General features: G+C 55.3%; 26 protein-coding genes. 11 read left to right on the forward strand and 15 right to left on the reverse strand.

Features of this window, described 5'->3' with window-relative positions; genetic code table 11:
• Positions 1-180 precede the first annotated feature (180 nt).
• The 8 genes from ptsP to HV832_RS01480 all read right to left on the reverse strand — a co-directional run bounded on the left by ptsP (position 181) and on the right by HV832_RS01480 (position 7,116).
• Positions 181-1,947: a phosphoenolpyruvate--protein phosphotransferase gene (gene ptsP / locus HV832_RS01445; protein ID WP_176801760.1), complete on the reverse strand. Its 1,767-nt coding sequence runs from the start codon at positions 1,945-1,947 to the stop codon at positions 181-183.
• A 134-nt stretch (positions 1,948-2,081) separates the two neighbouring features.
• A complete protein-coding gene (locus HV832_RS01450; RefSeq protein ID WP_176801761.1) occupies positions 2,082-2,351 on the reverse strand; it encodes an HPr family phosphocarrier protein in 270 nt (89 codons plus the stop codon).
• A gap of 21 nt (positions 2,352-2,372) precedes the next feature.
• On the reverse strand, positions 2,373-2,780 hold the full coding sequence (locus HV832_RS01455) for a PTS sugar transporter subunit IIA (protein ID WP_176801762.1): 408 nt from the start codon (positions 2,778-2,780) through the stop codon (positions 2,373-2,375).
• An 88-nt stretch (positions 2,781-2,868) separates the two neighbouring features.
• Complete coding sequence (gene gshB / locus HV832_RS01460; protein WP_176801763.1) at positions 2,869-3,816, reverse strand: glutathione synthase; 948 nt, start codon at positions 3,814-3,816, stop codon at positions 2,869-2,871.
• 33 nt (positions 3,817-3,849) lie between these two features.
• The gene (gene gshA / locus HV832_RS01465; RefSeq protein WP_176801764.1) at positions 3,850-5,148 is read right to left on the reverse strand and encodes a glutamate--cysteine ligase; all 1,299 of its coding nucleotides are present in this window, start codon (positions 5,146-5,148) and stop codon (positions 3,850-3,852) included.
• A gap of 144 nt (positions 5,149-5,292) precedes the next feature.
• Positions 5,293-5,595 (reverse strand): antibiotic biosynthesis monooxygenase family protein, encoded by a 303-nt coding sequence (locus HV832_RS01470; RefSeq protein ID WP_176801765.1) that lies wholly within the window; start codon positions 5,593-5,595, stop codon positions 5,293-5,295.
• A gap of 102 nt (positions 5,596-5,697) precedes the next feature.
• The gene (locus tag HV832_RS01475) at positions 5,698-6,717 is read right to left on the reverse strand and encodes an AI-2E family transporter (protein ID WP_176801766.1); all 1,020 of its coding nucleotides are present in this window, start codon (positions 6,715-6,717) and stop codon (positions 5,698-5,700) included.
• 9 nt (positions 6,718-6,726) lie between these two features.
• Positions 6,727-7,116, reverse strand: a complete 390-nt coding sequence (locus HV832_RS01480) for an MAPEG family protein (protein WP_176801767.1) — start codon at positions 7,114-7,116, stop codon at positions 6,727-6,729.
• Positions 7,117-7,361: 245 nt separating this feature from the next.
• Between HV832_RS01480 and HV832_RS01485 the strand changes: the two genes are divergently transcribed.
• Together HV832_RS01485 and HV832_RS01490 are read left to right on the forward strand one after the other, a co-directional pair.
• Complete coding sequence (locus HV832_RS01485; RefSeq protein WP_176801768.1) at positions 7,362-7,877, forward strand: glycine zipper 2TM domain-containing protein; 516 nt, start codon at positions 7,362-7,364, stop codon at positions 7,875-7,877.
• Between the two features lie 172 nt (positions 7,878-8,049).
• Positions 8,050-9,519 (forward strand): sensor domain-containing diguanylate cyclase, encoded by a 1,470-nt coding sequence (locus HV832_RS01490; protein ID WP_176801769.1) that lies wholly within the window; start codon positions 8,050-8,052, stop codon positions 9,517-9,519.
• On the opposite strand, the gene HV832_RS01495 is transcribed toward HV832_RS01490, so the two are convergent.
• Together HV832_RS01495 and HV832_RS01500 are read right to left on the reverse strand one after the other, a co-directional pair.
• Complete coding sequence (locus HV832_RS01495) at positions 9,504-10,337, reverse strand: Rossmann-like and DUF2520 domain-containing protein (protein ID WP_176801770.1); 834 nt, start codon at positions 10,335-10,337, stop codon at positions 9,504-9,506. The genes HV832_RS01490 and HV832_RS01495 overlap by 16 nt on opposite strands.
• Complete coding sequence (locus HV832_RS01500; RefSeq protein WP_176801771.1) at positions 10,334-11,032, reverse strand: Crp/Fnr family transcriptional regulator; 699 nt, start codon at positions 11,030-11,032, stop codon at positions 10,334-10,336. The genes HV832_RS01495 and HV832_RS01500 overlap by 4 nt, the downstream gene beginning before the upstream one ends.
• A 342-nt stretch (positions 11,033-11,374) precedes the next feature.
• On the opposite strand from HV832_RS01500, the gene HV832_RS01505 reads away from it, so the two are divergent.
• The 8 genes from HV832_RS01505 (at position 11,375) to HV832_RS01540 (ending at position 20,472) form a co-directional block, all read left to right on the forward strand.
• Positions 11,375-13,321, forward strand: coding sequence for an AMP-binding protein (locus HV832_RS01505; protein WP_176801772.1), 1,947 nt, complete (start codon positions 11,375-11,377; stop codon positions 13,319-13,321).
• Between the two features lie 9 nt (positions 13,322-13,330).
• Complete coding sequence (locus tag HV832_RS01510; RefSeq protein WP_176801773.1) at positions 13,331-14,119, forward strand: ABC transporter ATP-binding protein; 789 nt, start codon at positions 13,331-13,333, stop codon at positions 14,117-14,119.
• A 31-nt stretch (positions 14,120-14,150) separates the two neighbouring features.
• The gene (locus tag HV832_RS01515; protein ID WP_176802082.1) at positions 14,151-15,047 is read left to right on the forward strand and encodes a branched-chain amino acid ABC transporter permease; all 897 of its coding nucleotides are present in this window, start codon (positions 14,151-14,153) and stop codon (positions 15,045-15,047) included.
• A gap of 82 nt (positions 15,048-15,129) precedes the next feature.
• Positions 15,130-16,188: a branched-chain amino acid ABC transporter permease gene (locus HV832_RS01520; protein ID WP_176801774.1), complete on the forward strand. Its 1,059-nt coding sequence runs from the start codon at positions 15,130-15,132 to the stop codon at positions 16,186-16,188.
• 85 nt (positions 16,189-16,273) lie between these two features.
• A complete protein-coding gene (locus tag HV832_RS01525; RefSeq protein ID WP_176801775.1) occupies positions 16,274-17,575 on the forward strand; it encodes an ABC transporter substrate-binding protein in 1,302 nt (433 codons plus the stop codon).
• An 82-nt stretch (positions 17,576-17,657) separates the two neighbouring features.
• Positions 17,658-18,500 carry an ABC transporter ATP-binding protein gene (locus HV832_RS01530; RefSeq protein ID WP_176801776.1) on the forward strand — a complete coding sequence of 281 codons (843 nt, stop codon included), beginning with the start codon at positions 17,658-17,660 and terminating at the stop codon, positions 18,498-18,500.
• A 57-nt stretch (positions 18,501-18,557) separates the two neighbouring features.
• On the forward strand, positions 18,558-19,805 hold the full coding sequence (locus tag HV832_RS01535) for a phenylacetate--CoA ligase family protein (protein WP_176801777.1): 1,248 nt from the start codon (positions 18,558-18,560) through the stop codon (positions 19,803-19,805).
• Between the two features lie 205 nt (positions 19,806-20,010).
• Positions 20,011-20,472, forward strand: coding sequence for a cache domain-containing protein (locus tag HV832_RS01540; RefSeq protein ID WP_317889327.1), 462 nt, complete (start codon positions 20,011-20,013; stop codon positions 20,470-20,472).
• A 100-nt stretch (positions 20,473-20,572) separates the two neighbouring features.
• On the opposite strand, the gene HV832_RS01545 is transcribed toward HV832_RS01540, so the two are convergent.
• Together HV832_RS01545 and HV832_RS01550 are read right to left on the reverse strand one after the other, a co-directional pair.
• Positions 20,573-21,745, reverse strand: a complete 1,173-nt coding sequence (locus HV832_RS01545; protein ID WP_223827296.1) for a carbonic anhydrase — start codon at positions 21,743-21,745, stop codon at positions 20,573-20,575.
• A gap of 91 nt (positions 21,746-21,836) precedes the next feature.
• Complete coding sequence (locus HV832_RS01550; protein ID WP_176801778.1) at positions 21,837-22,817, reverse strand: NAD(P)H-dependent flavin oxidoreductase; 981 nt, start codon at positions 22,815-22,817, stop codon at positions 21,837-21,839.
• Between the two features lie 205 nt (positions 22,818-23,022).
• Here HV832_RS01550 and HV832_RS01555 point away from each other — a divergent pair, with 205 nt between their 5' ends.
• Positions 23,023-23,880, forward strand: a complete 858-nt coding sequence (locus HV832_RS01555) for an enoyl-CoA hydratase-related protein (protein WP_176801779.1) — start codon at positions 23,023-23,025, stop codon at positions 23,878-23,880.
• Between the two features lie 53 nt (positions 23,881-23,933).
• On the opposite strand, the gene HV832_RS01560 is transcribed toward HV832_RS01555, so the two are convergent.
• Genes HV832_RS01560 through HV832_RS01570 form a run of 3 tightly spaced genes read right to left on the reverse strand, consistent with a single transcriptional unit; the run spans position 23,934 to position 25,598 of the window.
• Entirely contained in the window at positions 23,934-24,860 is a 927-nt protein-coding gene (locus tag HV832_RS01560; RefSeq protein WP_223827295.1) for an MBL fold metallo-hydrolase, read from the reverse strand.
• 16 nt (positions 24,861-24,876) lie between these two features.
• Positions 24,877-25,083: a DUF1289 domain-containing protein gene (locus HV832_RS01565; protein WP_176801780.1), complete on the reverse strand. Its 207-nt coding sequence runs from the start codon at positions 25,081-25,083 to the stop codon at positions 24,877-24,879.
• Positions 25,084-25,097: 14 nt separating this feature from the next.
• Positions 25,098-25,598 carry a YbaK/EbsC family protein gene (locus tag HV832_RS01570; protein WP_176801781.1) on the reverse strand — a complete coding sequence of 167 codons (501 nt, stop codon included), beginning with the start codon at positions 25,596-25,598 and terminating at the stop codon, positions 25,098-25,100.
• Between the last annotated feature and the right edge of the window lie 174 nt (positions 25,599-25,772).

A 25,772-nucleotide genomic window follows, 5' to 3' on the forward strand; every position in this document is an offset into this window, starting at 1 on the left:
AGATGGGCTGAATGGGGAAATGGAAAGCTGCATTCAAGCTCGCTTTAGCCGTATTTATTGTCCGGAGATTCCAGACCGCGCCCGCAAGCTGATTATTCAAATCGGCGCCACGGAATAAGCATAACCAAGTCCGGCGCAGACGTCAAACCAGCCGGCGGACTTGCTATCGGTACAATACGCTTAATGCAAGGTCTGTCCGGCGGACTCCATCGCCGCCAGCGTCTCGCGGATAACGACGGGATCATAACTGCGCAGAATTTTTTTGATGTGGGGCTGCAAAGCATCAATCCGGGTATTCAGAATGGCTTGCTTCACCTCCGGCAATAAGGCTGCCGGCATCGACAGCTCACGGAATCCCATTCCGGTCAGCAGGCGGGTCAGGCGCAGGTCGCCAGCCATGCCGCCGCAGATCGAGACCGGGATCTCCGCCTTCTCAGCGGCACTGATCACCATCTGCAACAGCTGCAAAATCGCCGGATGCAGGTCGTCGTACAGGTGTGCGACTTCATGGTCGGTCCGGTCAATCGCCAGCGTGTACTGGATCAGGTCGTTGGTGCCAATCGAGAGGAAATCCAGTTTTTTCACGAACATCGGCAATGCCAGCGCAGCGGCCGGTACTTCGATCATGGCACCGACCGGCACTTCGGGATCAAATTCCTTGCCTTCGGCGCTCAGTTCCTGCTTGGCCTGTGCAATCATCGCCAGCGTCTGCTCGATTTCAAAATTATGCGCCATCATCGGTACCAGAATCTTGACCGGGCCAAAAGCAGAAGCACGCAACATGGCGCGCAACTGGGTCAGGAACAACTGCGGCTCGGACAGGCAGTAACGGATTGCGCGCAAACCCAGCGCCGGATTAAGGATATTGTGCTCGGTAGTATCGAGCGGCTTATCAGCACCGACATCCAGGGTACGGATGGTGACGGGGCGCCCTTTCATCCCCTGCACTGCAGCACGGTAAGCAAGGAACTGTTCTTCCTCGCTCGGCAGTCTGTGCGCCTGGCCGCTTCTTTCCATGAACAGGAATTCGGAACGGAATAAACCAACGCCGCTGGCACCGGCTTCCATCGCCTGCGTGGTATCGGCGGGCAATTCGATATTCGCCAGCAGGGTGATTTCCACGCCGTCTTGCGTGACGGCCGGTGTTTTTTTCAGTTTTCCGAGTTTTTTGCGCTGTTTCTGCAGCAGGGACTGGCGTTCACGATATTGTTCCAGCACCAGCGTCGGCGGCGCCACGATCACGACGCCGGCGTCGCTGTCGATAATCAGCCAGTCGTCCTGTTCGATCAGCTGGGACGCATTGCCCATGCCGACCACTGCCGGAATCCCGAGGCTGCGCGACACAATCGCGGTATGCGAATTCTGCCCGCCTTCATCGGTTACAAATCCGGAAAAGGCAACGTCACGGAACTGCATCATGTCCGCCGGAGAGATATCGCGCGCCACCACGATCATGTTGGCGCTGCGTTCGTCGATGCTGTCGGAACGGGGCACGGTATCGGCGCTGTCGGTCAGCACCTTCAGCACCCGTTCGGCAACCTGCTGGATATCGGCCTTGCGTTCGCGCAGGTAGTCATCCTCGATTTCATCGAACTGGGCGGATAATTCGTCGACCTGGGTCACCAGCGCCCATTCAGCGTTGTAATGGCGTGTGCGGATGATATCCAGCGGCGCTTCCGACACCATGGGATCGGACAGGATCAGAGCGTGTACATCGAGAAATGCGCCCAGCTCGGTCGGCGCATCCTGCGGCAGATCGGCCCAGATTGTCTGCAATTCTTTATGCACCTGAGTGATCGCATTTTGCAATCGCAGTACTTCGGCCTCGACCAGTTCCTGCGCGACCAGGTAATGCCTCACGTCCAGCGCGGCAGGCCGCAGCAGATGCGCTCTGCCGATAGCGATGCCACGCGATACCGGAATACCCTGCAATGTGAATGATGCCATGCCTTGTCTCCCAAAAAGCGGGACTATTCCCGGTTCTCCGGTCTCGTTACCGGTGGCTGTCATGCAGCACACCGGCGGTTGATGATGACAGCGCGCAGGTTGCGGCTATCCGTGCAACGCCTGTAGCAGGAGACTTATTCGCCTTCGCCGAATTTATCGTTGATCATTGCCACGATGGCGTTAAAGCAATCCTGTTCGTCAGCCCCTTCGGTTTCCAGCATGATCTTGCTGCCCTTGCCCGCCGCCAGCATCATCACGCCCATAATCGATTTTCCGTTCACCCGGCGGCCATTGCGCGCTACCCAGACTTCGCTTTTGTATTTACTCGCCAATTGTGTGAACTTGGCGGAAGCGCGTGCATGCAAACCCAGTTTGTTAACGATTTCAATTTCTTGTTGAATCATGCTGAACTTTCAGATCTCGGATTAATTGGGCGACAGGCGAATACGGTTATCAATACGCAAGGCACCGTTCTGACCGCCCGCCAGCGCCATTTCGACCACCACATCCAGTGCGTCGTTACGGTATGTGATAGCGCGCAACAGCATCGGCAGGCTGATACCGGCAATCGTGGCCACCTGGTCTGCCTCGCCCAGCTGGCGGCAGCAGTTCGATGGCGTACCGCCCATGATGTCGGTCATGACCAGCACCCCGGAACCGTCGTTCAGACGCTGCACGGCAGCGCGCGCCAGATGATTCACCTCTTCCGGATTCTGGTCGGCAACCACATCAATCGCCTCCAGACGCTCAGGCATACCGCGGAAAACATGCGCCGCTGCCTGGACGAAAGCCGATCCGAGCGGTGCATGTGTCAATAACAGTATTCCAATCATAATTTTTCAAAAATTTGGGGAGTATGTGTCAATTTCCATTATTTGCCCAAATAAAACAAGGCTCTTTAAATATACTCCCCTGAGTATATTAATTTCCCGCCAGCGCCGATTCGAGCGCATCGATAAACATCGCCGCCACATCAAACCCGGTCTGCTGAGTGATTTCCTGAAAACAGGTCGGGCTGGTGACATTCACTTCGGTCAGGCAACTGCCGATGACGTCTAATCCTACCAGCAACAGACCTCTTTGATAAAGCTGCGGCGCCAAAGTCTGTGCAATCTCAAGATCTCTTTCCGACAAGGCTTGCGCCACGCCAACGCCGCCCGCCGCCAGATTGCCGCGTATTTCGCCATGCTGGGGAATCCGCGCCAGCGCGAACGGCACCACCTTACCGCCAATCAGCAGTATGCGCTTGTCACCCTGAACAATCTCGGGGATATAACGCTGAACCATGATGGTGCGGCTGCCGTTGTCGGTCAGGGTTTCGATGACGGAACCCAGATTCATGCCGTCGGCACCGATGCGGAAAATACCCATGCCGCCCATGCCGTCCAGCGGTTTCAGGATCACGTCCCGGTGTTCGCGGTGAAATGCGCGGATGCGCTCTGCATCGCGCGTCACCAGCGTCGGCGCAGTGAACTGGCTGAATTGCGCAATGCTGAGTTTTTCGTTGTGATTCCGGATCGCCGTCGGTTTGTTGAACACCCGCGCACCCTGCTGTTCTGCCAGCTCCAGCAGATAAGTGGCGTAAATGTATTCCATGTCGAAGGGCGGGTCCTTGCGCTGCAAGACCACGTCAAACGCCTTCAGCGCCACGTCGGTGGCTGCATCGGCGCGATACCAGTCGTCCGCTGTGCCGGTCAGATGAATCTGGCGGGCCGCTGCCGTCACCACGCCATTTTCCAGCGCGATATCCTGCGGCTCCATGGCGTAAATACTATGGCCGCGCCTGACCGCTTCGCGCATCATCGCGAAGGTCGAGTCTTTGTAGGTTTTGAACTGCGATAAAGGATCAGTCAGGAAAGCAATTTTCATAGCCCTACTTTCGCACCGGGAATACCGGTCAGATTAATAAATTTCCGGATTGGGGTCGGTTTTTTCCAGTTCCAGCGAAGCCGCCAGCAAAGCCAGCCTTGCAACCACACCGTACAGATAAAAACGGTTCGGCGCCGCAGTACCCGGCTTGGCTTTCATATCCGGTACCGCATGCTGTTGCGCAAAGGCCAGCGGCACGAAGTGCATGCCTGGCGTATTGAGGTTTTCATCCACGCCACGGCCTTCATGAACGCGGTAGAAACCACCGACCACGTAGCGGTCGATCATATACACCACCGGCTCCGCCACCGATTCGTTGATCTGCTCGAAGGTATACACGCCTTCCTGCACGATCACATCCGACACTTCCAGGCCGTCTTTCACGACTGCCATTTTGTTACGCTGCTTACGGTTCAGGTCGCGGACTTCATCGGAACTGTGCACGGTCATGATGCCCATGCCATAGGTGCCGGCATCGGCCTTGACGACAACAAACGGTTTGTCCTTAATGCCGTATTCCTTGTATTTTTTACGGATTTTCGCCAGCACGGTATCGACTGCCGTGGCCAGCGCATCTTCGCCGGTGCCATCCTGAAAATTGATGTTATTCACCCTGGCGAAATACGGGTTCAGCATCCACGGGTCGATATCGACCAGCTTGGCAAATTTTTTGACCACCTCATCGTAAGAAGCGAAGTGATTACTCTTGCGCCGCATTGCCCAGCCGGCATGCACCGGCGGCAACAGCGTCTGTTCATTGATATCTTCCAGAATAGCCGGGATGCCCGCCGACAGATCGTTGTTCAGCAGGATAGTGCAAGGGTCAAAATCTTTCAGCCCCAGCCGGCGTCCGTTGGCTGAACGCTCCAGCGGCTCCAGAATCAGCTGACTACCGTCCGGCAGCGTCAGCGGCGTCGGCGCGGTAATCTCCGGCGAGAGCGAACCCAGCCGCACATTCAGGCCGGTCTGGCGGAAAATCTGCATCATCCGCGCAACGTTTTGCAGATAGAAAATGTTACGGGTATGGCTTTCGGGAATCAACAACAGATTTTTTGCATCAGGGCAATATTTTTCGATCGCCGCCATCGCTGCCTGCACTGCCAGCGGCAGCATTTCAGACGCCAGATTATTAAATCCGCCGGGAAACAGGTTGGTATCGACCGGCGCAAGCTTGAAGCCTGCATTACGCAAATCCACCGAACAGTAGAAGGGCGGCGTATGTTCCTGCCATTCCAGCCGGAACCAGCGCTCAATCGCCGGTGTGGCTTCGAGTATTTTCTTTTCTAAATCGAGCAGGGGGCCGTTTAAGGCCGTGACGAGGTGCGGAACCATAGTAACCTTTGTTGAAGTGCTTGCTACCCGCCGGTACCGGCGCAGTCATCGCTGCAATGGGTCGGGACCGGGGGCATGGTGACTTTGCTAGCTTGGGGTGAAATGACAGGAATCAAGTCACTTCCGCAGATACCCCTACCAACTTCAGGACGATTTGGCCAGCAGGCTGAAATGCTCCACCACCGGCGGGGCCGCAAAATACGGGCCGACGATCGCACGCCACTGCGTAAATGCCGGAGATTCGCGGAAATCAATGGTGTGGTTTTCCAGCGTTTCCCAGAAAATCATCAGGGCATAGCGTTCCGGCGATTCGATACCTTTGTTGACTTTAAAGCCGCAGAATCCCTTGGCGTGGGAAATCACTTCTGCCAGGCCACGCTGGATGGCGGCGTCGAATTCGGTCTGCTGACCGGGATGAATACGGATATCGGCAAGTTCGAGAATCATGATGGGCTCTTTGACAGAAAATGGTGTTGGAACAAATTGCGGATCAGTCTCACATTATGGCATTAATTGGCGCTCCGATTATCGACGGCGCCACAATCTGCCTCAGACCAGCCCCTGATCGGCCAGCTCCTTTTTGAGATAGGCGTAAAACACCGGTGCTGCCACCACGCCGGGAATGCCAAACAGCGTTTCCATGACCAGAATCGCAGTCAGCAGCTCCCAGGCGCGCGCATTGATCTGAGCCCCGATGATACGGGCATTCAGGAAATATTCGGCTTTATGAATCACTACCATGAAAACCAGCGAAACCAGGGCAATATTCAGGGAATGTGACAAAGCGACAATGACCAGCACCGAATTGGAGATAATGTTGCCCGCCACCGGAATCAGCCCGGCAATAAACGTAATCGCAATCATGGTTTTGGTCAGCGGCAGATGCACCCCGGCCAGCGGCAGGATCAGCACCAGATAAACCGCCGCCAGCAAGGTATTAATCAGCGAAATCTGCACCTGGGCAAACACGATCTTGCGGAAAATCCTGGCAAACTGTCTGGCGCGCTGCTGCAAAGCGGCAGCGAAAGGTTTGCGGTTTGCCGCGGCCGCTGTACTGCGCAATGCCACCAGGCTACCGATCACCATCCCCAGCAGCAGGTGCACGATCAGGTGTCCCGCCTCCGGCACCAGCAATTTTGCTTCACCGGCATGCTCACGCAGCCAATGTGCAATCATTGTCTGCAAGGCGTCGACATCTTCCGGGATGTTAGTGCTCACCCATTCCGGCATCTGGCTACGGCTGGCTTCCAGAATATCGGCCAGTCGCTGCAGCAGATTATGCAGGTTGCCGGCATCGCTGCGCAGGAAAACATGCCCGCCCCAGATCCCCAGTACCAACACCAGCATCAACACTGCCGACAACAAGGCCACCGCAATCAGACGCGACTGACGATGGCGGAACCGTCTTGCAATCGCCGGCGCCAGCATGTGCACCAGCGAATACACCAGCAGTCCGGAAAACAGGGCGACCAGTAATCCGGCTTTCAGCACCAGCAGCAAGCTGATGCCGGCAACGAGATAAGAAGCGTAAGCCGAGGCAGTCTGACGGAAATCCTTTTGCACGAGCATGGTCTCTCCTTAACGAATCAAGCCAGACAGTCCCGCCACAGCCAGCAACAGCAGGATAAAAGCACTGGTTACAGACAAGACAAAGCCGGACGCACGCTTGGCCGGGTTCCGGAAATAGGCAAGCGCATACCAGATACGGCTCACCACCCAGACTGCACCGGTCAGCGCCGCCCATCGGTCACTGAACCAGAATGCACACAGCCATAAAGAAGGCAGGAAAAAAGCCAGCTGTTCCAGCGTATTCATCTGCACCCGTAAAGCGCGCAGGAATTCGGGCGGCCCATCCACCGCCGGCGCTTTTACCTGATAACGCCCACGCGCCCTGCCTGCTTCTGCGGCGGTCCAGAAATAAACGAGTAAAGCAGCAATACTGACCCAGGAAGTCCAGAAAAAAGACATAAACACACTCCGGCTGAATACATCAGAAAGAAAAAACCGATTGAATTACTCACGATCACCTGCATCTATATGTGAGTAACTATCGTGATCACAAGATACAAACAAGGCGCAACCTGTCTATTTCATCCATCATTGAAACATAGATTTACATCTCTTCTGTCCACGGAATCAGAACTTCCGGCGTTAAACAGACACTAACCCCAGACAGACTGATGATCATTTGCAATTTGCAGCGAGGTAATTATATGAATTTCACACTAAAACAATTTTCCCTTGGTACTTCACTGCTGGCGCTCGCATGCGCCCTGCCTGCCGCACAGGCAGCCGATTTTGAGGATTATGCCCGCGTCATCAACGTCCAGCCACAAGTCGAGCAAATCAATATGCCGCGCCAGGAATGCCGTACCGAATATGAAACGATACAGCGGCCGCAGGAACGCAGTAACTCCGGCGGCATCATCGGCGGTATTGCGGGCGGTCTGCTCGGCAGCCAGGTCGGCGGCGGCAACGGCCGGATCGCAGCTGCAGCAGCCGGTGCGCTGACCGGAGCCATCGTCGGCGACCGCATGGACAATAACAATCAGCAAGGCGGTTACGACAGCCGTCCGATACGCCAGTGCCGCACCGTGGACAGCTGGCAGACACGCACCAACGGGTATGCCGTGACCTATGAATACAATGGCCGCACCTATACTTCGGTAATGCCTTACGATCCCGGTTCACGCCTGCGCCTGCATGTGTCGCTGACACCGCGTCCATAAGTACATCCGGCACAGCACTGTGCCATTCCTTCAACAAAATGCCGCACTCAGCGGCATTTTTCATAAATATTTCCACAAACCAACATTAACTGCCTCTCTATTGAGCAGCAACAGCGACTGTTTATAGTATGATCTTGCGGCAAACTTAATGCTTCCGCTCCGTCTCCAGTCCATGAAAAACATCTTAAAAAAATACGGTCTGCTGGTATGGCTATCGCTCATCCTCTTAACCGGGTTCATGATCACGCTGTTTACCGGGTTCATCGCATCCCGCAATCTGCTACAGCAACAAATTGCTGAGCAGAGCTTGCCGGTCACCAGCGATGCTGTCGTTGCGGAAATCCAGAAAGAAATCCTGCGTCCGGTGCTGATTGCGTCGCAGATGGCGAGCAACACGTTTGTCCGCGACTGGATGAACGCTGGCGAGGAAGATCAGACGCAAATCACCCGTTATCTGAAAGAAATCAAGGCAAAAAATAATGCGGTTTCCGTTTTTCTTACCTCCGGCCTGACACACCGTCAGTACAATGCCAGCGGCACACCAAAAACCCTCAGTGAAACCGATGCACGGGACGCATGGTTTGCAAGGATGCGAAATCAGAAAACACCTTACGAAACCAGCGTCGATGCCGATGCGGCCAATCACGACAGCATGATGATTTCTGTCAGACACCGGGCCATTGACGAGAATAAGAATTTTATCGGCGTCGCTGGCATCGGGTTTGCATCCGATACTGTCAGAAATCTGATCGATCAGTACCAGAACCGGTTTCACCGCAAAATTTATCTGGCCGACACCAAAGGCAACATCCTGCTGACAGGCAGCAATGCCGGAAATCTACGCGGTAATCTGACCGGCATTGACGGCTTGCAAGCACTGGCGCCACGGATTCTGGCAAACCGCAAAAATGAACCCCTGCACCTGGAATACAGTTCTGATGCCGGCAACGTGCAGCTCAGCACCCGCTTCCTGCCTGAACTGGGCTGGCATCTGCTGGCCGAGCAGGACACCGGCAGCGATATCCAGCCCTTGCAGAATGTGTTTCTGATTAATCTCGGTATCAGCACTGCGGTAATGCTGCTGGTGATCGCCATCGCCTGGCGGAGTATCCGGCGTTACCAGAAAAAACTGGAGACCTCCGCCGAAACCGATGCTCTGACCAAACTGCTGAATCGTCATGCCTTTGATTTCGTCTTTCAGCAGGCACTGCTCGACAGCGAACGATCAAGGCAGCCGATATGCGCTGCACTGATTGATATTGATTTCTTCAAAAAAATCAACGACAAGCATGGGCATCTGGTCGGCGACCATGTGCTGCGTGAAATTGCCGCCATCTGCCGCCGCTCACTGCGGGAAAGCGATATCCTGTGCCGTTGGGGCGGCGAAGAATTTCTGGTGCTGCTGAAAAACTGCACACTGGAAAAAGCGACATCGATTGCAGAAAATCTGCGCAACACCATCGCCAGCAATGACTTCTCACGCACCACCGATCTGCTAAAGCAAAAGCTGACTGTCACCGTCAGTATGGGCGTTGCTGAATGCAAAAACCACGAAACGGAAGACAGTGTGTTTGAACGTGCAGACCAGGCTTTGTATCAGGCCAAAACCAATGGCCGCAACAGCGTTTATTTTTCCGAGTGATGCCGCTTTGACGCCAGCTGGCGTGTCAGTGGGATAAAGCTGCGATACAGTTCGCCGGTATCCCGGTTCCAGCACTGCACGGCGGCCTGCTGCCGGCTGACAGTCTCCAGATCGCCGCGTGCGATCGGCCCGGTCAGGGCAGCGGCGCATCCCATCGTCAATGCATTTTCTAGTGACTGCCGCGCCAGCGGCGCAGCCATTGCCAGCGCCTGCTGCGGCGGAATGCCAGCAGCCGCATAGGTTTGCAGCGCCACCTCAATCAGTGTCACCAGATAATTACTCGCAAAGACGGAACCCGCGTGATACAGCAGCTTATTGGCGGCACTGATCTGCACCAGCGTGGCGCCGGCGCTCTGCAATGCAGGCGAGAGGACGTCCAGCGCAAGCGCGTCACCTTCGATGCTGCAGATCGTACCGCTGAAGTCTGCTGCCACCAACGCCGGATTGGCGAAGCTGCGCACCGGATGCACGCTGGCCACAGCAACACCGGCAGCTGTGGCAGCCTGCAATTCGGTGGAGGCTTTGGAACCGCTGCAATGAAAAACCACATTCCCCGGTTGCAGCACATCCTGTTTCACTAACTGCTGACAAACGGCCGCCAGATGATCGTCCCCGACGGCCAGCATCCAGACATCTGCCGGCGTCAGTTGCGCCCAGTCTGCGACCGCTGTGCCGGCACCGGCAAAGGCACACGCCTGCTGCGCGCTAGGCAAAGTACGATTCAGTATCTGCTGCATCTGAAACGCAGCGCTGACATGAAAGCGCTGCGCCAGCACCCGGCCGACTTTACCGGCTCCGATGACAGAAAAGCGCTTCATGCGTCTGCCTCGTCCGGAAAACGGCGCAAACCATCGAGATTCAGAATCGTGATGCCGCCGTAATCAACCGTCAGCAGTTTTTTCTTTTCCAGCAATTGCAAAGCCTGATTCGCTCTTTGGCGCGACACGCTGGAGATATAGCCGATTTCTTCCTGGGAAATCTGTAACTGCATGCTGCTGCCCGGATTCAGATAGGGATTGAACATGGAAGCCAGACAACGCGCAACGCGGGTATCAGGGTCCAGCATACGGTCATATTCGACCAGCGAAATAAACAGACCCAGCCGCTCATTTAACTGATGCAACAGGAAACGGTTAAAGGCAATGCTGTGGTCCAGCAAAAAATTGAACGTGCTGCGCGGCATGTAGGCAACGCGGGTATCGCGCAGCGCGACAACGTCGTAACGCCGTGGCTCGGTCTTGAGCAGCGAGCCTTCGCCAAACCATCCGCCTGCCAGCATACAGCTGAAGGTCACGGTTTTTCCGTCCGGCGAAATACTGCTCATTTTCAGGAAACCTTCCATCACGCCCATCCAGTGATCGACCGGATCGCCCTTGCGGCAGACATACCCGCCCGCCGGGATAAAGCGCTCCACCACTTCATCTTCCACTTTCTGCATATGCTCAGGAGCCAGCATGCCGGCCCACATGGTCTTTGCAAATCGTTGCCGGGAATCATTCCTGTTATTTGTCATATTGTGCGATGCACCACCGAAAGTTCAGGCATTCCGTCAGATTGTCAGTCAAACGACAGCCATCAGAAATGCAAGCCTCTAGTATCTGATCCATAAAGATGTAAGCGGACATTGTAAGCGAGCCGTGACGCCAGCGGAATCAGCCAGCGGCACAATCACAATATCTGCCGGAAGTTTCACCGTTTCCGCCACAGCAGGCCGTAAGTCTAACGTAAGGCAGGGTGAGGAAACTCCGTAAAGCAACCCAGAAAAAGGGCAAGCTGTGCAAGGTCAGAGAACCTTGTTCCCAGGAACACACAGCATTCCCGGCAAGCCCAACATAATCAGGCTGATGGTGGAGACATGACAATCAATGCGAACAGCACGTTCCCCAGGTTACTCCTGGAACACGGAACAGCACACCCCGATCATCCCGCGTTCCGCGAGAAAGATCTGGGAATCTGGCAAACCTGGAACTGGCAACAGGTCAACGCGGAAGTCCGCGCGCTCGCCTGCGGCCTTGTTGCGCAAGGCTTTCAGCGCGGCATGCATCTGGCGATCATCGGCGATAACCGCCCGCGCCTGTACTGGGCGATGATGGCAGCGCAATGCCTGGGCGGGATTCCGGTTCCGCTGTATCAGGATGCGCCGGCTGCAGATATGGCCTATGTGCTGGAAAACGCCGAAATCGCTTTTGCTGTTGCCGAAAATCAGGAGCAGGTGGATAAACTGCTCGACATCAAACAGCACTATGCCGGAATACAGCATATCTGCTTTGAAGATGAACGCGGCATGCGCCATTATCACCAGCCCGAGCTGAGCTCCTATGCCGCCCTGCAGGAACTGGGGCGCACTTATGATCGTGAGCACCCTGATTTTTTCCTGCAGCAAATAGAACTGGGACAACCCGAAGACACAGCTGTGATGCTGTACACCTCCGGCACTACCGGCAAACCGAAAGGCGTTTGCCAGAGTCATCGCTCGTTCATGACTGCCGGACAGGGCGGCGTGCATTTCGACAAGCTGCAACAGCAGGAAGACATCCTGTCGTATCTGCCGATGGCATGGGTCGGCGATCATCTGTTCTCATTCGCCCAGGCACTGGTTGCCGGATTCACCGTGAACTGCCCGGAATCCAGCGAGACCGTGATGACTGATCTGCGCGAAGTCGGTCCGACCTATTATTTCGCACCGCCCCGCGTATTTGAAAATATTCTGACCAATGTCATGATCCGCATGGAAGACGCCGGTGCCATCAAACGCGGTTTGTTCCATCACTACATGGAAGTGGCGCGTCGCGCCGGTGCCGATATTCTCGATGACAAGAAAGTGCCGCTCAGCGACCGGCTGCAATACTGGCTGGGTGAAATCCTGATTTACGGTCCGCTGAAAAACGTGCTGGGCTTATCCCGTGTCCGGGTTGCCTATACCGCAGGCGCCGCGATCGGTCCCGACCTGTTCCGTTTTTACCGTTCCATCGGCGTCAACCTGAAGCAGTTGTACGGCTCCACGGAAACCTGCGCCTATGTCTGTCTGCAGCCTGATGGAAAAATCAAATTCGACAGCGTGGGTGAAGCTGCGCCGGGCGTGGAAGTGCGGCTGGCAGACAATGGCGAAGTGCTGGTCAAATCCGCCGCCATGCTGACCGGCTATTACAAACGGCCGGATGCCACCGCAGAAGTCATGGACGACAAGGGTTATTTTCATACCGGTGATGCAGGGCTGTTTGACCAGGAAGGGCACCTCAAAATCATCGACCGGGCGGCCGATGTCGGCAAGCTCAATCATGGCGATATGTTTGCGCCGAACTATATTGAAAACAAACTGAAGTTCTTCCCATTCATCAAGGAAGCGGTAGCTTTCGGTAATGGGCGCGATTACGTCTGCGCCTTCATCAACATCGATATGGAAGCCGTCGGCAACTGGTCTGAGCGGCGCGGAATCGCTTACTCCGGCTATACCGATCTGGCAGCCAAGCCGGAAACCTATCAACTGATCATATCCTGTATTGAAAAAGTGAATGCCGATCTGGCCGGTGAAGCACTGATGTCCGGAACCCAGATCCACCGCTTCCTGATTCTGCATAAGGAACTTGACCCTGACGATGACGAACTGACCCGCACCCGCAAAGTCCGGCGTAATTTCATTTCCCAGAAATATGCAGTGCTGATCGATGCACTGTATTCCGGAAAACGCTCCCAGTACATCGAGACGCAGGTCAAATTTGAAGATGGCCGGCAAGGCACCGTCAGCGCTGATCTGCATATCAGCGACGTCAAGACCTTCGCACCGCGACAGCAGGCCGCATAAGGGATCCGTATGACAGCAAACAGAAAAACCGGCGATGTCATTCTCGACCTGCAGAACATTTCACTGTCGTTCGGTGGAGTGAAAGCGTTGACTAATATCTCCTTCAACGTCAGAGAACATGAAATCCGCGCCATCATCGGCCCCAATGGCGCGGGTAAAAGCTCCATGCTGAACGTGATCAATGGCGTGTACCGCCCACAGCAAGGGCAGATCACCTATCACGGTCAGCAACGTAAAGACATGAACACCTATGCCGCAGCCAAAAGCGGCATTGCACGCACATTTCAGAATATCGCGCTGTTCAAGGGCATGAGCGTGCTCGACAACATCATGACGGGCCGCAATCTGAAAATGAAGAGCCATTTCCTGCTGCAAGCGCTTTACTGGGGGCCGGCGCAGAAAGAAGAAATCGCGCACCGGCAGAAGGTGGAAGAAATCATCGATTTCCTTGAGATTCAACATATCCGCAAAACTCCGGTGGGCCGCCTGTCTTATGGTCTGCAAAAACGGGTCGAACTGGGCCGCGCACTGGCTGCCGAACCGGAAATCCTGCTGCTCGACGAACCGATGGCAGGGATGAATGTGGAAGAAAAACAGGATATGAGCCGTTTCATCCTGGATGTGAACGATCAGTTCGGCACCACTATCGTCCTGATTGAACACGACATGGGTGTGGTCATGGATATTTCCGACCGGGTTGTGGTGCTCGATTACGGTAAGAAAATCGGTGACGGCAGTCCGGCGGAAGTGCTCGCCAATCAGGAAGTCATCAATGCCTATCTCGGCGTAGCACACTGATACCGCATAGTATGAGGAATGCAAAATGAGTCTGAATTTTTTCTTTGAAGTGCTGATCGGCGGTTTGCTGTCAGGTGTGATGTATGCGCTGGTAGCGCTGGGTTTTGTCCTGATCTACAAAGCATCCGGCGTCTTCAATTTTGCTCAGGGCGCGATGGTGTTTTTTGCAGCGCTGACCTGCGTCGGCCTGAGTGAAAAATTTGATCTGTCGATCTGGCTGGCGATTCCGCTGACGATGGCCGTCATGGTAGTGCTGGGGCTGGCGATCGAAAAAATCGTGTTGCGCCCGCTGGTCAATCAGCCGGAAATCACCCTGTTCATGGCGACTATCGGCCTGACCTTCTTTATCGAAGGACTGGCGCAGCTGTTGTGGGGGTCGCAGCCACATAAGCTGAGCCTGCCGATTGAGGATGTGCCGATTGAATTCATCATGGAAAAATTCAATATCCTGGTGTCTCAGTTCGATGTGATCGCGGCACTGATTTGCGCGATTCTGGTGACAGGACTGGCGTTGCTGTTCTCCAAAACAAAAATCGGCCGCGCCCTGCGCGCTGTCGCCGACGATCATCAGGCAGCGCTGGCCGTCGGCATTCCTTTGCAGCAGATCTGGGGCATCGTCTGGACTGTTGCCGGATTTGTCGCGCTGGTTGCCGGTTTATTGTGGGGCGCGCGCAATGGCGTGCAGTTCGCGCTGACTTTTGTTGCGCTCAAAGCGCTGCCGGTACTGATTCTGGGAGGCTTCACCTCCGTTCCTGGCGCGATCGTCGGCGGACTGATTATCGGCGCCTCGGAAAAACTGGCTGAAGTGTATATCGGACCACTGGTCGGCGGCGGTATCGAAGGCTGGTTTCCGTATGTGCTGGCACTGTTGTTCCTGCTGGTCAGGCCGGAAGGTCTGTTCGGTGAAAAAATCATTCGCCGCATCTGAGCATCTGATACAGCGGTTTGGCCGGCATCACTGTACTGTGTCTGTCAAATGAAACGCAGACTGATTGAGAGAAGGAATTTTTATGTTTTATCGTGAAGCAGGACAATTCAAAACCAGCTACCAGGCGGACAACCAGATTTTTCCGTTACGTCAGGACAGAATAGGCGTATCCGTATTGCTGGCGGCGGCTTTTATTGCCGTACCACTGCTGGCATCTGACTATGCTTTTTCCGCGATCTTCATCCCATTCCTGATTTTTTCTCTCGCAGCACTGGGGCTCAATATCCTGACTGGCTATGCCGGCCAGTTATCGCTGGGCTCTGCCGCGTTCATGGCAGTCGGCGCATTTGCTTCGTATAACTTCATGCTGCGCCTGCCGGGTATTCCGGTATTGCTGGCGTTTGTGCTGGGCGGCATTTCTGCGGCCCTGGTCGGCATTGCGTTCGGGTTGCCGTCATTGCGGATCCGCGGTTTCTATCTGGCGGCGGCTACGCTGGCAACCCAGTTTTTTGTGGTCTGGTGTCTCACTAAAATTCAGTGGTTCACCAATTACAGTTCTTCCGGCGTCATTACGGCACAGGAAATTGTGATTCTGGGGCAGGCGTTTAATACGCCGGTTAAAAAATATCTGCTGACCTTAGTCGTCGTCTGCCTGATGGCTCTGCTTGCCAAAAACATGGTGCGCTCTAATGTCGGCCGTTCCTGGATGGCTGTGCGGGACATGGATGTGGCCGCTGAAGTCATCGGTTTCCGGCTGATGCGCACTAAGCTGCTGGCGTTCGCAGTGTCATCTTTTTATTGCGGTATTGCCGGAGCACTGTATGCCTATGCGTATCTGGGCACCGTGGAGCCGGAAGCCTACAACCTGGATTTATCCTTCAAGATTCTGTTCATGATCATTATCGGCGGTGTCGGTTCCATTCTCGGATCATTTCTGGGTTCAGCCTTTATTGTGCTGTTGCCGATTTTCCTGAATCTGGTCGCCCACGGTCTGGCATTGCCGACCAATGTGGCGTCCAACCTGGAGCTGATGGTGTTTGGCGCGCTGATCATCTTTTTCCTGATTGTGGAACCACACGGACTGGCGCGCCTTTGGCAGATCGCGAAGGAAAAATTACGTTTGTGGCCGTTCCCGCATTAAGTTTTCAACGCAGCACCGAGCAATCATAACAACAGCGTCCTTTTCATAAGACGTGGCAATTCATCGACAACCTACAGGAGACAATATGAAGCTGATGAAATCTCTCATGCTGGCATCCGCATTGATTGGCGCTGCCAATCTGGCGCAGGCGGAAGACCAGTTTATCCCGATTCTGTCGTACCGCGTCGGCCCTTACGCTGCGGGCGGCTCCGGCTTCTTTGGCGGCGCCATCGACTACTTCAACCTCATCAATGCAAAAGGCGGCCTGAATGGCGTCAAGATTTCGTGGGAAGAATGCGAGACCGAATACAACGCATCACGCGGCGTCGAATGCTATGAGCGCCTGAAAAAAGCGCAGGGCGGCGCTTCTCTGGTCGAGCCGCTGTCCACCGGTATTGCCTATGGTGTCCTGGACCGCGTCGCTGAAGACAAAATCCCGATGACCACCCTCGGCTACGGACGTTCGGATGCCGCCAATGGCAAGGTATTTCCTTACATTTTTCCGCTGATCACCAGCTACTGGAATCAGGCTGCTGCGATGACCAAATACCTCGGCGATAAAGCCGGCGGCATGGATAAGCTGAAAGGCAAAAAAATCGTGCATCTGTATCACGATTCGGCGTTCGGTAAAGAGCCGATCCCGGTACTGGAAGCGCAGGCAAAGCAATACGGTTTTGAACTGATCAAAATTCCGGTCGCGCATCCCGGCAATGAACAGCAATCGCAATGGCTGCAGATCCGTCAGGCGAATCCGGACTTCGTGATTCTCTGGGGCTGGGGCGTGATGAATGCGGTGGCGATCAAGACAGCGCAACGCAATGGTTATTCCCGCGAAAAAATGCTGGGCGTCTGGTGGGCCGGTTCGGAAGAGGATGCGATTCCTGCTGGCGATGCAGCGAAAGGCTACACCGCGATGACCTTCAACACGCCCGGCAATTATCCGGTGCTCGACGAAATCCGCAGCAAAGTATATGCGGCTGGCAAAGGCAATCTCAGCGACAAATCCCGTATCGGCTCGGTTTATCACATGCGCGGCGTGACTGCAGCGATCCTGTGGTCGGAAGCCATTCTGAAAGCGCAGGAAAAATTCGGCAAGGGTAAACTGATGACTTCCGAACAGATCCGCTGGGGTTTTGAAAACCTGAATGTGGACGAAGCCCGCCAGAAGGCGCTGGGTGCGTTCGGCATGTTCCCGCCAGTCAAAACATCCTGTGAAGATCACGAAGGTTCCGGTGCCGTCAAGGTACAGCAATGGACCGGCGATAAATGGAAAGCCATCACGCCGAACTGGGTTGTGGGTGATAAAGCGCTGACCCGCGCCATGCTGGAAGAGTCGTCCAATAAATATGCAGCGGAAAAGAAAATCACACCTGCCTGCCTGAAGTAACGCTTACCGGCACCGGGGACTGGCTGCCAGTCGGACAGCCTCCGGTTTCGTCAATGCTGAAAGAGCTGAAAAGATATTCATCATGAGTCTGCATGCCAATCCGGCTGAGAGCGCCCTCTGCAACCCGGCCTATCTCAGCGTCAATAATATCGAAGTTATTTACGACCACGTGATCCTGGTTCTGAAAGGTATTTCGCTTCAGGTACCGCAAGGAAAAATTGTGGCATTGCTGGGGGCGAATGGCGCCGGTAAATCGACCACATTAAAAGCGATTTCCACCTTGCTCAAAAACGAGCGCGGCGATATCACCAAAGGCGACATCACCTTTCAGGGTCAGCGTGTTGATCACTTAACACCGAACGAGCTGGTCAGACGCGGCCTGTCACAAGTCATGGAGGGACGACATTGTTTCGGCCATCTGTCGGTGGAAGAAAACCTGCTCACCGGCGCCTACACCCGCAATCTGTCCCGTGCCGGACTGAAGGAGGCGCTGGAAAAGGTGTATCACTATTTTCCCCGTCTGCGTGAGCGCCGGCAATCGCAGGCCGGCTATACCTCCGGCGGCGAACAGCAGATGTGCGCCATTGGCAGGGCACTGATGGCAAAACCGTCGATGATCCTGCTGGACGAGCCGTCGATGGGGATTGCACCGCAACTGGTGGAGGAAATTTTCGAAATCGTGAAAAGCCTCAATGTGCAGGAAAACGTTTCTTTCCTGCTGGCCGAACAGAACACCAATATCGCGCTGCGTTACGCTGACTTTGGCTATATTCTGGAAAATGGTCGCGTGGTCATGGAGGGTGATGCCAAAGACTTGTCCAGCAATGAAGACGTCAAGGAATTTTATCTTGGCGTTTCCGGTGCCGGGCGCAAGAGTTTCCGCGACATGAAATTTTACCGCCGCCGCAAACGCTGGCTGGCTTAATGCTGATTAATGCTACTTAATAACTAACGGTTTCGCATTTACCTGATGAGTTCCGCCATGACCGATTATCTGGACGCACTGGAAACCCGCAATCCGCAAAGCCGGGAGCAGGCATTGATGACGCGCCTGCCGCAACTGGTCGCCCACGCGCAGACTGCCCCCGGCTGGGCGCACATCCTGCACGGCGTGCAGGCGACTGATATCCGCAGCCGGCAGGCACTGGCGCAATTGCCGGTGACCAGAAAATCCGACCTCAAGACCTTACAACAGCAGCAGTTGCCTTTTGGTGGCCTGACCACTACGGAGAGCCGCCGGCTGGGGAGAATATTCATGTCGCCCGGCCCGATATTTGATCCGGAAGGTAAAAGCGCTGACTGGTGGCGCTTTGCACGGCCGCTGCATGCCGCTGGGGTGCGTGCCGGCGACCTGATCCAGAACTGTTTTTCGTATCACTTCACTCCGGCTGCCTTCATGGTCGAAAGCGCAGCGCAACGGCTGGGCTGCACCGTGATTCCGGCGGGAATAGGGCAAACCGAAATGCAGATTCAGGCGATGGCCAATCTCAAGCCGGATGCCTACGTCGGCACGCCCAGTTTTCTGAAAATCATACTGGAAAAAGCAGCCGACAGCGGTGTGGATATCTCCAGCGTGCGACGGGCCGTGGTCGGTGCCGAAGCGCTGCCACCATCGCTGCGCCAGTGGCTGCAGGCCAATGGCGTGCCCCAGGTATTGCAGATGTATGCCAGTGCGGATATCGGCAATATTGCTTATGAAACCATGAGCGATGGGCAGCTGAATCCCGGTATGGTGCTGGACGAAGACCTGATCCTTGAAATCGTCCGCCCCGGTACCGGCGATCCGGTGCCTGAGGGTGAAGTCGGGGAAATCGTCATCACTTCGTTTAATCCGGACTATCCGTTGATCCGTTTTGCCACCGGCGACATGTCCGCCATCCTGCCCGGTATTTCTCCTTGCGGCCGTACCAACCAGCGTATCAAAGGCTGGATGGGGCGCGCCGACCAGACCACCAAGGTCAAGGGCATGTTTGTTCATCCGTCCCAGATTGCAGAAGTGCTCAGGCGTCATCCGGAAATCCATAAAGCCCGTCTGGTAGTCAACGGCGAGATGGCCAACGATGTGATGACCTTGCATTGCGAAACCGGCGCGGTGAGCGCAGATTTTGAATCTGTGCTGATCACCACGCTGCGCGACATCACCAAGCTGCGCGCCGAAGTGCAGCTGGTGCCGGCCGGTAGTCTGCCGAACGACGGTAAAGTCATTGATGACATCCGCAAATATGAATAAACCCTTTTACTGTAGGTCGCTTCCACGGGGTGCCTGACGGCATCCCTTTTTTCATCGCGTATTCAATATGATGACTGCCATGATTTAGCGCAACATGGCGTTGCATGATGATTGCCGCCGGACCATGGCTGGAGTATCGTTATCCCTAAAAAAATTCCACCAAGGAAAATATTGTTCCACCCTTTATCATCACTACGGAGACTTCATGATGCGCAGCATATTCAAAATATTCAGCCTGTTCTTTTTCTCTCTCATCCTGAGCACAGCGGCGACTGCGGCTGAGCATGGCACTGCACAGGAAGCGGAAGCGATGGTGAAAAAAGCCATCGCCTATATGAAGACTAACGGACAGGAAAAAGCGCTGACCGAATTTAATAATCCGAAAGGAAGTTTCGTCGACCGCGATCTGTATGTCTGGGTGGCAGAAAACAACGGCAAGGCTATCGCTCACGGCGCCAATCAGCGTCTGGTCGGTAAAGACCTGCGCACCTTGCGCGATGTCGACAACAAAGCCTTCATCGAAGAAATTATGACGATGGCAAACAGCAAGGGAAAAGGCTGGGTCGATTATAAATGGCCGAATCCGGTCACTAAAGCGATTGAAGCGAAATCAACTTATTTTGAAAAATCCGGCGATCTGATTTTCGCCTGCGGCATCTACAAATAAGGTCAGCAAAATACCAAAAAGGGGCGCAGACTGCGCCCCTTTTTCACATGTGTGCTGATGCTGAATAACTGTCGTTGAGCAGCGGTGTCGTGCCTGTTGCTCAGTTGGATTCCTTGATCAGGCGTCCTGACGTTTTCTGGATTGGCCGCGCATTCATCGGATACAAACGACTGAAGATGGCGAGCTGTTCCGCTGAAATTTCTACCGGCTCTTTCATGACCAACCACAGCACGCCTTCTGTACATGGCGGTGCTGTCAGCGACCCCATGTAGGTATAGTAATCACGCTTCACCGGCAACAGCTGGTTCATATCCATCGCGACCAATGCCTGCTGCGCTTCATTTTTTTCCAGCGGCAGATTGTTCCATACCTGTTGCACCAGACTGTGTGGCTTGCCGCGCTCCAGTAATACGGCAACCACGGCCAGCTTGCCTTCGGTATCCTGATGCACCAGATGCGCGACCATTTCAAAACTCTTGCCATTGACCCTTTCTTCGGACGGCTTGTGGAAATGGAATTGCACCAGTTCATAACGATGTCCCAGCACGGTGATGTAATTTCCGGCGGCGATATTCACCCGTATCGTATGACCGTTATCGATCACGCTGAAGCCGGAAGCCTGATAATCAAAGCCGATAGGATCAAGATCGACGCGAATGCCATCGCGGATATCAATCGGCGACTGGCGTTCGCCATTGTCGCATTTGGCGTTGGCGGGACTCAGCTTGCCCCAGTTCTGCGGCCCACCCTCGCCCTGATAGCTCCAGTGTGCCGGGTTCGGCGGATTCAGCGCCGCCGCGACAGCAGCCGGGCCACGCTCGGCGTCGGCCTTGACTTTCAGTGGCTCTGCTTTTCTGGTCGGTGCCACATAAGGGGCACTACGTGCGACGGAGCGTTGCGATGCCTTGGCCAGGTCTTCTTTGTCTTTACGCAAAGTCGCAAGCCGTTCCGCAATGCGCACAGCCAGTTCATCCGGACTGATGGACTCTTTACCGGAATCTTTAGTGTCCTTGCTGTCTTTCGATGATTTACGCGCGTCCTTGCTGTCTTTGTCTTTGCTGTCCTTGTTATCTTTGTCTTTACTGTCCTTGTTATCCTTACCCTCTTTGCTGTCTTTACTGTCCTTCTCTTTCGACGATGCGCTGTCATCCTTGGCCGCTACCTGTTTAATCGGCTTGGAGGAGGTGGATGTGCTGTCGCTGGCCTGTGCGGCGGGGAATGCCAGCATCAGCGATAGCAAAAGAACAGGAAAACGGCGCGGTAATGAAGACATGATGGGACGGAGATAAGCAGAGGATATTCCGGTTACGGCAGCGCCTGCCGCAAACTTGAGTTCCGCACAGCAATTTTCAACATCCCTGCGCTCAGACAGCCAACCCCAGCCTTGCCCTGGCGGCCTGATATTCGGCAGTCAGACGACGCACCACCTCGGCCACAGAAGGCGCATCCTGCATCAGGCCCACGCCCTGACCAGCGCCCCAGATATCGCGCCAGGCTTTGGCTTTGCTGCCGCTGCCCGAACTGAAATTCATTTTTGATTTGTCAGCGACAGGCAGATTGTCCGGATCCAGTCCGGCGGCAATGATAGATTTTTTCAGATAATTGCCATGCACTCCGGTAAACAGATTGGTATACACAATGTCGGCAGCGGCAGATTCGATGATCGTCTGGCGGTAAGCCTCGTCAATATTTGATTCCTGGGTCGCCAGCCAGCGCGAGCCGATATAGGCAAAGTCTGCGCCCATGGCCTGCGCCGCCAGAATCGCGTCGCCTGTCGCAATCGCACCGGACAAAGCGATCGGCCCATCGAAGAAGCGGCGTACTTCGCCCACCAGCGCAAAAGGCGACAGACCGCCAGCATGGCCACCGGCACCGGCGGCAACCAGGATCAGGCCATCCACACCGGCTTCCAGCGCTTTTTCTGCATGGCGGATCGAAATCACGTCATGCAGCACGATGCCGCCGTAACTGTGAATGGCGTCCAGCATCTCATGCGGCGGCGCGCGCAGAGAAGAAATGATCATCGGAACCCGATGTTTAACGCAGACCTCGACATCATGCGCCAGCCGGTCATTCGACTGATGCACGATCTGGTTCACGGCAATCGGTCCGACCCGCTGTGCAGGATGAGCGCGCTGGAATTCAGCCAACTCATGCTGCAAATCCGTCAGCCAGGTGTCGAGCAGTTCGGCGGGCCGGGCATTCAACGCCGGGAAGGAGCCGACAATGCCGGCTTTGCATTGAGCAGCCACCAGTCGGGGGCCGCTGGCGATAAACATCGGCGAAGCAATCACCGGCAGTGCCAGGTTCTGCAATACGGCAGGTAAATGGGAGGAATTCTGCATCAATGCTCCTTTCAGGCACGCAACACCGGAACATCCGGCGGAGGTCTGTGCTGGATTAACGGTACAAGGGTCTGCTATGATCTTATCAGAAAAAGCACGATTGTTCGGAATTTGATGCATCACTGTTCCGGATAGCCTGACCACACTTCCGCAGCAGGCGCTGTTCCCTGTGGCGGCCACATTTCATCCCATCAAGGAATCTTCCATGCGTTATCAATGTTTCGATTTCAGCATCGATCAGAAAATTGCCCATCTGCGCTTTAACCGCCCGGATGCCATGAATACGATGCAGCCGGTATTTTTCCGTGAGCTGGTCAATATCCTGCAACAGTTGCAGCGTGAAGCCAGTGCGCGGGTGCTGGTGATTTCTTCCACCGGCAAGCATTTCACGGCCGGGATGGCGCTCGATGTGTTTGCCGCAGGCGGCGGCATCACGCTGGATGATCAACAGGCGGTTGGCCGCGCCAATATCGCGCTGGCGCTGCAGGAGATGCACCAGTCTTTCAATCTGATCGAGCAGTTGCGGATGCCTGTTATTACAGCAATCCACGGCGGCTGCATCGGTGGCGGCGTCGATCTGATCTGCGCGGCGGATATCCGGCTGGCGAGCCAGGATGCATTTTTCTGCATTCAGGAAATCAATATCGGCATGACCGCCGATCTGGGCACGCTGCAACGACTGCCAAAGCTGATCCCGGAAGGCATCGTGCATGAAATGGCTTATACCGGACGCCGCCTGCCGGCAGCCCGGGCCCAGGCGGTGGGGCTGATCAACGAAGTATTTGAAACGCAGCAGGCAATGCTGGATGCCGCCATCCAGATGGCCAAAGAAATCACGGAAAAGCCGCCGGTTGCCATCTGGGGCAGCAAGCAGGCGATTCACTATGCGCGCGACCATTCCACGCAGGACGCCTTACAGCAAATGGGCTGGCTGCAATCGGGTATCTGGCAGAGCGCCAACCTGATGGAAGCCTTCATGGCCAAACAACAGGGGCGCGCGCCGCAGTTTGCCGATCTGGCGACATTGCACCCGTTCAACGAAGCGCCTTATCAGCTCAAATAGGACATCAGATAAAACGCTGTGGGAAAGTGGCAGAGAATACGGGGCGGCCAGCTTCAGCGCTGGCTGATCAAAACGCCGGATTCCAGCCGCGCCGCGCCGGCACGCACCAGTTCGGCAGCGATCTGCTCGATCAGATCGTGTTCCGGTAAATCCAGCTGCCGGGCAGCGGCCTGCATCAGGCGGCTTTGCCTCAGCTGCTGCCGGACTGCGTCAAAACTGATGGCACGTTGCTCCAGCAACAGAAATGCCAGCAGCACCTTGATGGCATTACGGGCATTGCGCCGGGTATCTGCCGCCAGGAAATCGACCCGGCTCTGAGCTCTTGCCAGCGCGCCCTGCACGTCGGTAAAAGGCGCCCCGTGACCGGGAATCACCAACCGCACATCCAGCTCACGGATCGTCTGCAAAATCGCGGCCTGCTCTGCAAAACCCGATTCCCCTTCCAGCTCAGGAAAAATCACGCCGAATCCGTTTTCCCACAATGCGTCGGCGGAAATCAGCAATGCCTGTCCGGGACAATACAAAATCATGGAATGCGGATCGTGTCCCGGTGCGCTGAGCACCTCCCACGTCAGATCACCCAGCCTGAGCACATCACCATGCGCGATGCAGCCATCATGCCGGAAACGTTCGCACTGCTGCCCGGTGGAGGCATACGGCAGACGGTCTTCGTCCCAATCCGCCACGGCACTGGCTTCCTGTACGGGAACCAGCGTGCGACAGGCGTAATGCCGCTGCAGCAAGGCGTTGCCGCCACAATGATCGGAATGCAGATGGGTATTGATCAACAAGTCCAGCGGCCGCCCCTGCAGCGCATGCTGCACCAGCGCCAGCGTCTGCTGTGCATGGCTCAGATAACCGGAATCGACCAGCGCGGTGTCGTCCCTGCCCAGAAACAGGATGTTATTGGAAGACAGCCAGCCCCGTTCAAATACTCGCATGCTGGCAGGAAGAGCGAAGGCAGTATCCGGAGTAGTCATGATATTCGGCGAAAAATTAAAACATGCGCTGGCGGATCAACCGCCAGATCCGCAATTTTTCCTGATCAGCCGCAGTACTCCAGCAGGTGATTTCTTCTATCGTGCGGAAACAGCCGGCACACCAGGCTTTTTCCTGATCCATGCGGCAGATGCCGACGCAAGGTGAGGGTACGGGCATGCCTTCTGCAGGCGCATCCGGATCGAATTCAGCCAAAATACTCATCCATCATCCTGTCTTCAGTGACTTGCCACATCGGCCACCGGCGCACCGGTCATGGCGACCAGCTGTTGCGGCGTCAGGCTGAATACCGCGTGCGGATGACCGGCAGCAGCCCATACTTTTTCAAATTGCAGCAAATCCTGATCGATCAGCATGATCGTATTACCGACATGACCAACCGGGCATACGCCACCGATCGCATAGCCAATTTTTTCACGTACGAATCTGGCGTCTGCCTTGGACAAAGGGCCGACCAGTGCAGCGACTTTCTGTTCATCGACCCGGTTTGCACCACTTGCCACCACCATCACGGCAGCGTCATCGCCGGTCCGGCGGAACACGATAGATTTCGCGATTTCCGCCACGCTGCAACCGAGTCCGGCAGCCGCCTCGGCAGAGGTACGACCGGTTTCCGGCAGCATCACGACCGGATATTCATGGCCCATTGCCTGCAGTAAATCCGCCACACGGCGGGCGGTTTCCGGAAGTGATTGTCCGACAGATATTTGTTCTGGCATGTCTGTTTTTTCCTGAATGAAGGACAGGTAAGACCCTGTCCGGCTCTGGTTCTGCAGAACCTTATAACACAGCACCGGGCAGCCTGCAGTCAGCCGCCCCAGCTTGCCAGCAATTCTGCATGTTCGGGCGGAAAATACAGGCATTTCAGGCCGGCACGGTATTCGCTGCCGCTC

The sequence above is a fragment of the Cognatundibacterium oligocarboniphilum genome (assembly GCF_013377855.1).
GTDB lineage: Bacteria > Pseudomonadota > Gammaproteobacteria > Burkholderiales > Burkholderiaceae_D > Undibacterium > Undibacterium oligocarboniphilum.

What these genes read in the sequence shown, in the direction of transcription:
- ptsP (WP_176801760.1), bottom strand. Translation starts at nt 1,947, where the DNA reads ATGGCATCATTCACATTGCAGGGTATTCCGGTATCGCGTGGCATCGCT.
- HV832_RS01450 (WP_176801761.1), bottom strand. Translation starts at nt 2,351, where the DNA reads ATGATTCAACAAGAAATTGAAATCGTTAACAAACTGGGTTTGCATGCA.
- HV832_RS01455 (WP_176801762.1), bottom strand. Translation starts at nt 2,780, where the DNA reads ATGATTGGAATACTGTTATTGACACATGCACCGCTCGGATCGGCTTTC.
- gshB (WP_176801763.1), bottom strand. Translation starts at nt 3,816, where the DNA reads ATGAAAATTGCTTTCCTGACTGATCCTTTATCGCAGTTCAAAACCTAC.
- gshA (WP_176801764.1), bottom strand. Translation starts at nt 5,148, where the DNA reads ATGGTTCCGCACCTCGTCACGGCCTTAAACGGCCCCCTGCTCGATTTA.
- HV832_RS01470 (WP_176801765.1), bottom strand. Translation starts at nt 5,595, where the DNA reads ATGATTCTCGAACTTGCCGATATCCGTATTCATCCCGGTCAGCAGACC.
- HV832_RS01475 (WP_176801766.1), bottom strand. Translation starts at nt 6,717, where the DNA reads ATGCTCGTGCAAAAGGATTTCCGTCAGACTGCCTCGGCTTACGCTTCT.
- HV832_RS01480 (WP_176801767.1), bottom strand. Translation starts at nt 7,116, where the DNA reads ATGTCTTTTTTCTGGACTTCCTGGGTCAGTATTGCTGCTTTACTCGTT.
- HV832_RS01485 (WP_176801768.1), top strand. Translation starts at nt 7,362, where the DNA reads ATGAATTTCACACTAAAACAATTTTCCCTTGGTACTTCACTGCTGGCG.
- HV832_RS01490 (WP_176801769.1), top strand. Translation starts at nt 8,050, where the DNA reads ATGAAAAACATCTTAAAAAAATACGGTCTGCTGGTATGGCTATCGCTC.
- HV832_RS01495 (WP_176801770.1), bottom strand. Translation starts at nt 10,337, where the DNA reads ATGAAGCGCTTTTCTGTCATCGGAGCCGGTAAAGTCGGCCGGGTGCTG.
- HV832_RS01500 (WP_176801771.1), bottom strand. Translation starts at nt 11,032, where the DNA reads ATGACAAATAACAGGAATGATTCCCGGCAACGATTTGCAAAGACCATG.
- HV832_RS01505 (WP_176801772.1), top strand. Translation starts at nt 11,375, where the DNA reads ATGACAATCAATGCGAACAGCACGTTCCCCAGGTTACTCCTGGAACAC.
- HV832_RS01510 (WP_176801773.1), top strand. Translation starts at nt 13,331, where the DNA reads ATGACAGCAAACAGAAAAACCGGCGATGTCATTCTCGACCTGCAGAAC.
- HV832_RS01520 (WP_176801774.1), top strand. Translation starts at nt 15,130, where the DNA reads ATGTTTTATCGTGAAGCAGGACAATTCAAAACCAGCTACCAGGCGGAC.
- HV832_RS01525 (WP_176801775.1), top strand. Translation starts at nt 16,274, where the DNA reads ATGAAGCTGATGAAATCTCTCATGCTGGCATCCGCATTGATTGGCGCT.
- HV832_RS01530 (WP_176801776.1), top strand. Translation starts at nt 17,658, where the DNA reads ATGAGTCTGCATGCCAATCCGGCTGAGAGCGCCCTCTGCAACCCGGCC.
- HV832_RS01535 (WP_176801777.1), top strand. Translation starts at nt 18,558, where the DNA reads ATGACCGATTATCTGGACGCACTGGAAACCCGCAATCCGCAAAGCCGG.
- HV832_RS01540 (WP_317889327.1), top strand. Translation starts at nt 20,011, where the DNA reads ATGATGCGCAGCATATTCAAAATATTCAGCCTGTTCTTTTTCTCTCTC.
- HV832_RS01545 (WP_223827296.1), bottom strand. Translation starts at nt 21,745, where the DNA reads ATGTCTTCATTACCGCGCCGTTTTCCTGTTCTTTTGCTATCGCTGATG.
- HV832_RS01550 (WP_176801778.1), bottom strand. Translation starts at nt 22,817, where the DNA reads ATGCAGAATTCCTCCCATTTACCTGCCGTATTGCAGAACCTGGCACTG.
- HV832_RS01555 (WP_176801779.1), top strand. Translation starts at nt 23,023, where the DNA reads ATGCGTTATCAATGTTTCGATTTCAGCATCGATCAGAAAATTGCCCAT.
- HV832_RS01560 (WP_223827295.1), bottom strand. Translation starts at nt 24,860, where the DNA reads ATGACTACTCCGGATACTGCCTTCGCTCTTCCTGCCAGCATGCGAGTA.
- HV832_RS01565 (WP_176801780.1), bottom strand. Translation starts at nt 25,083, where the DNA reads ATGAGTATTTTGGCTGAATTCGATCCGGATGCGCCTGCAGAAGGCATG.
- HV832_RS01570 (WP_176801781.1), bottom strand. Translation starts at nt 25,598, where the DNA reads ATGCCAGAACAAATATCTGTCGGACAATCACTTCCGGAAACCGCCCGC.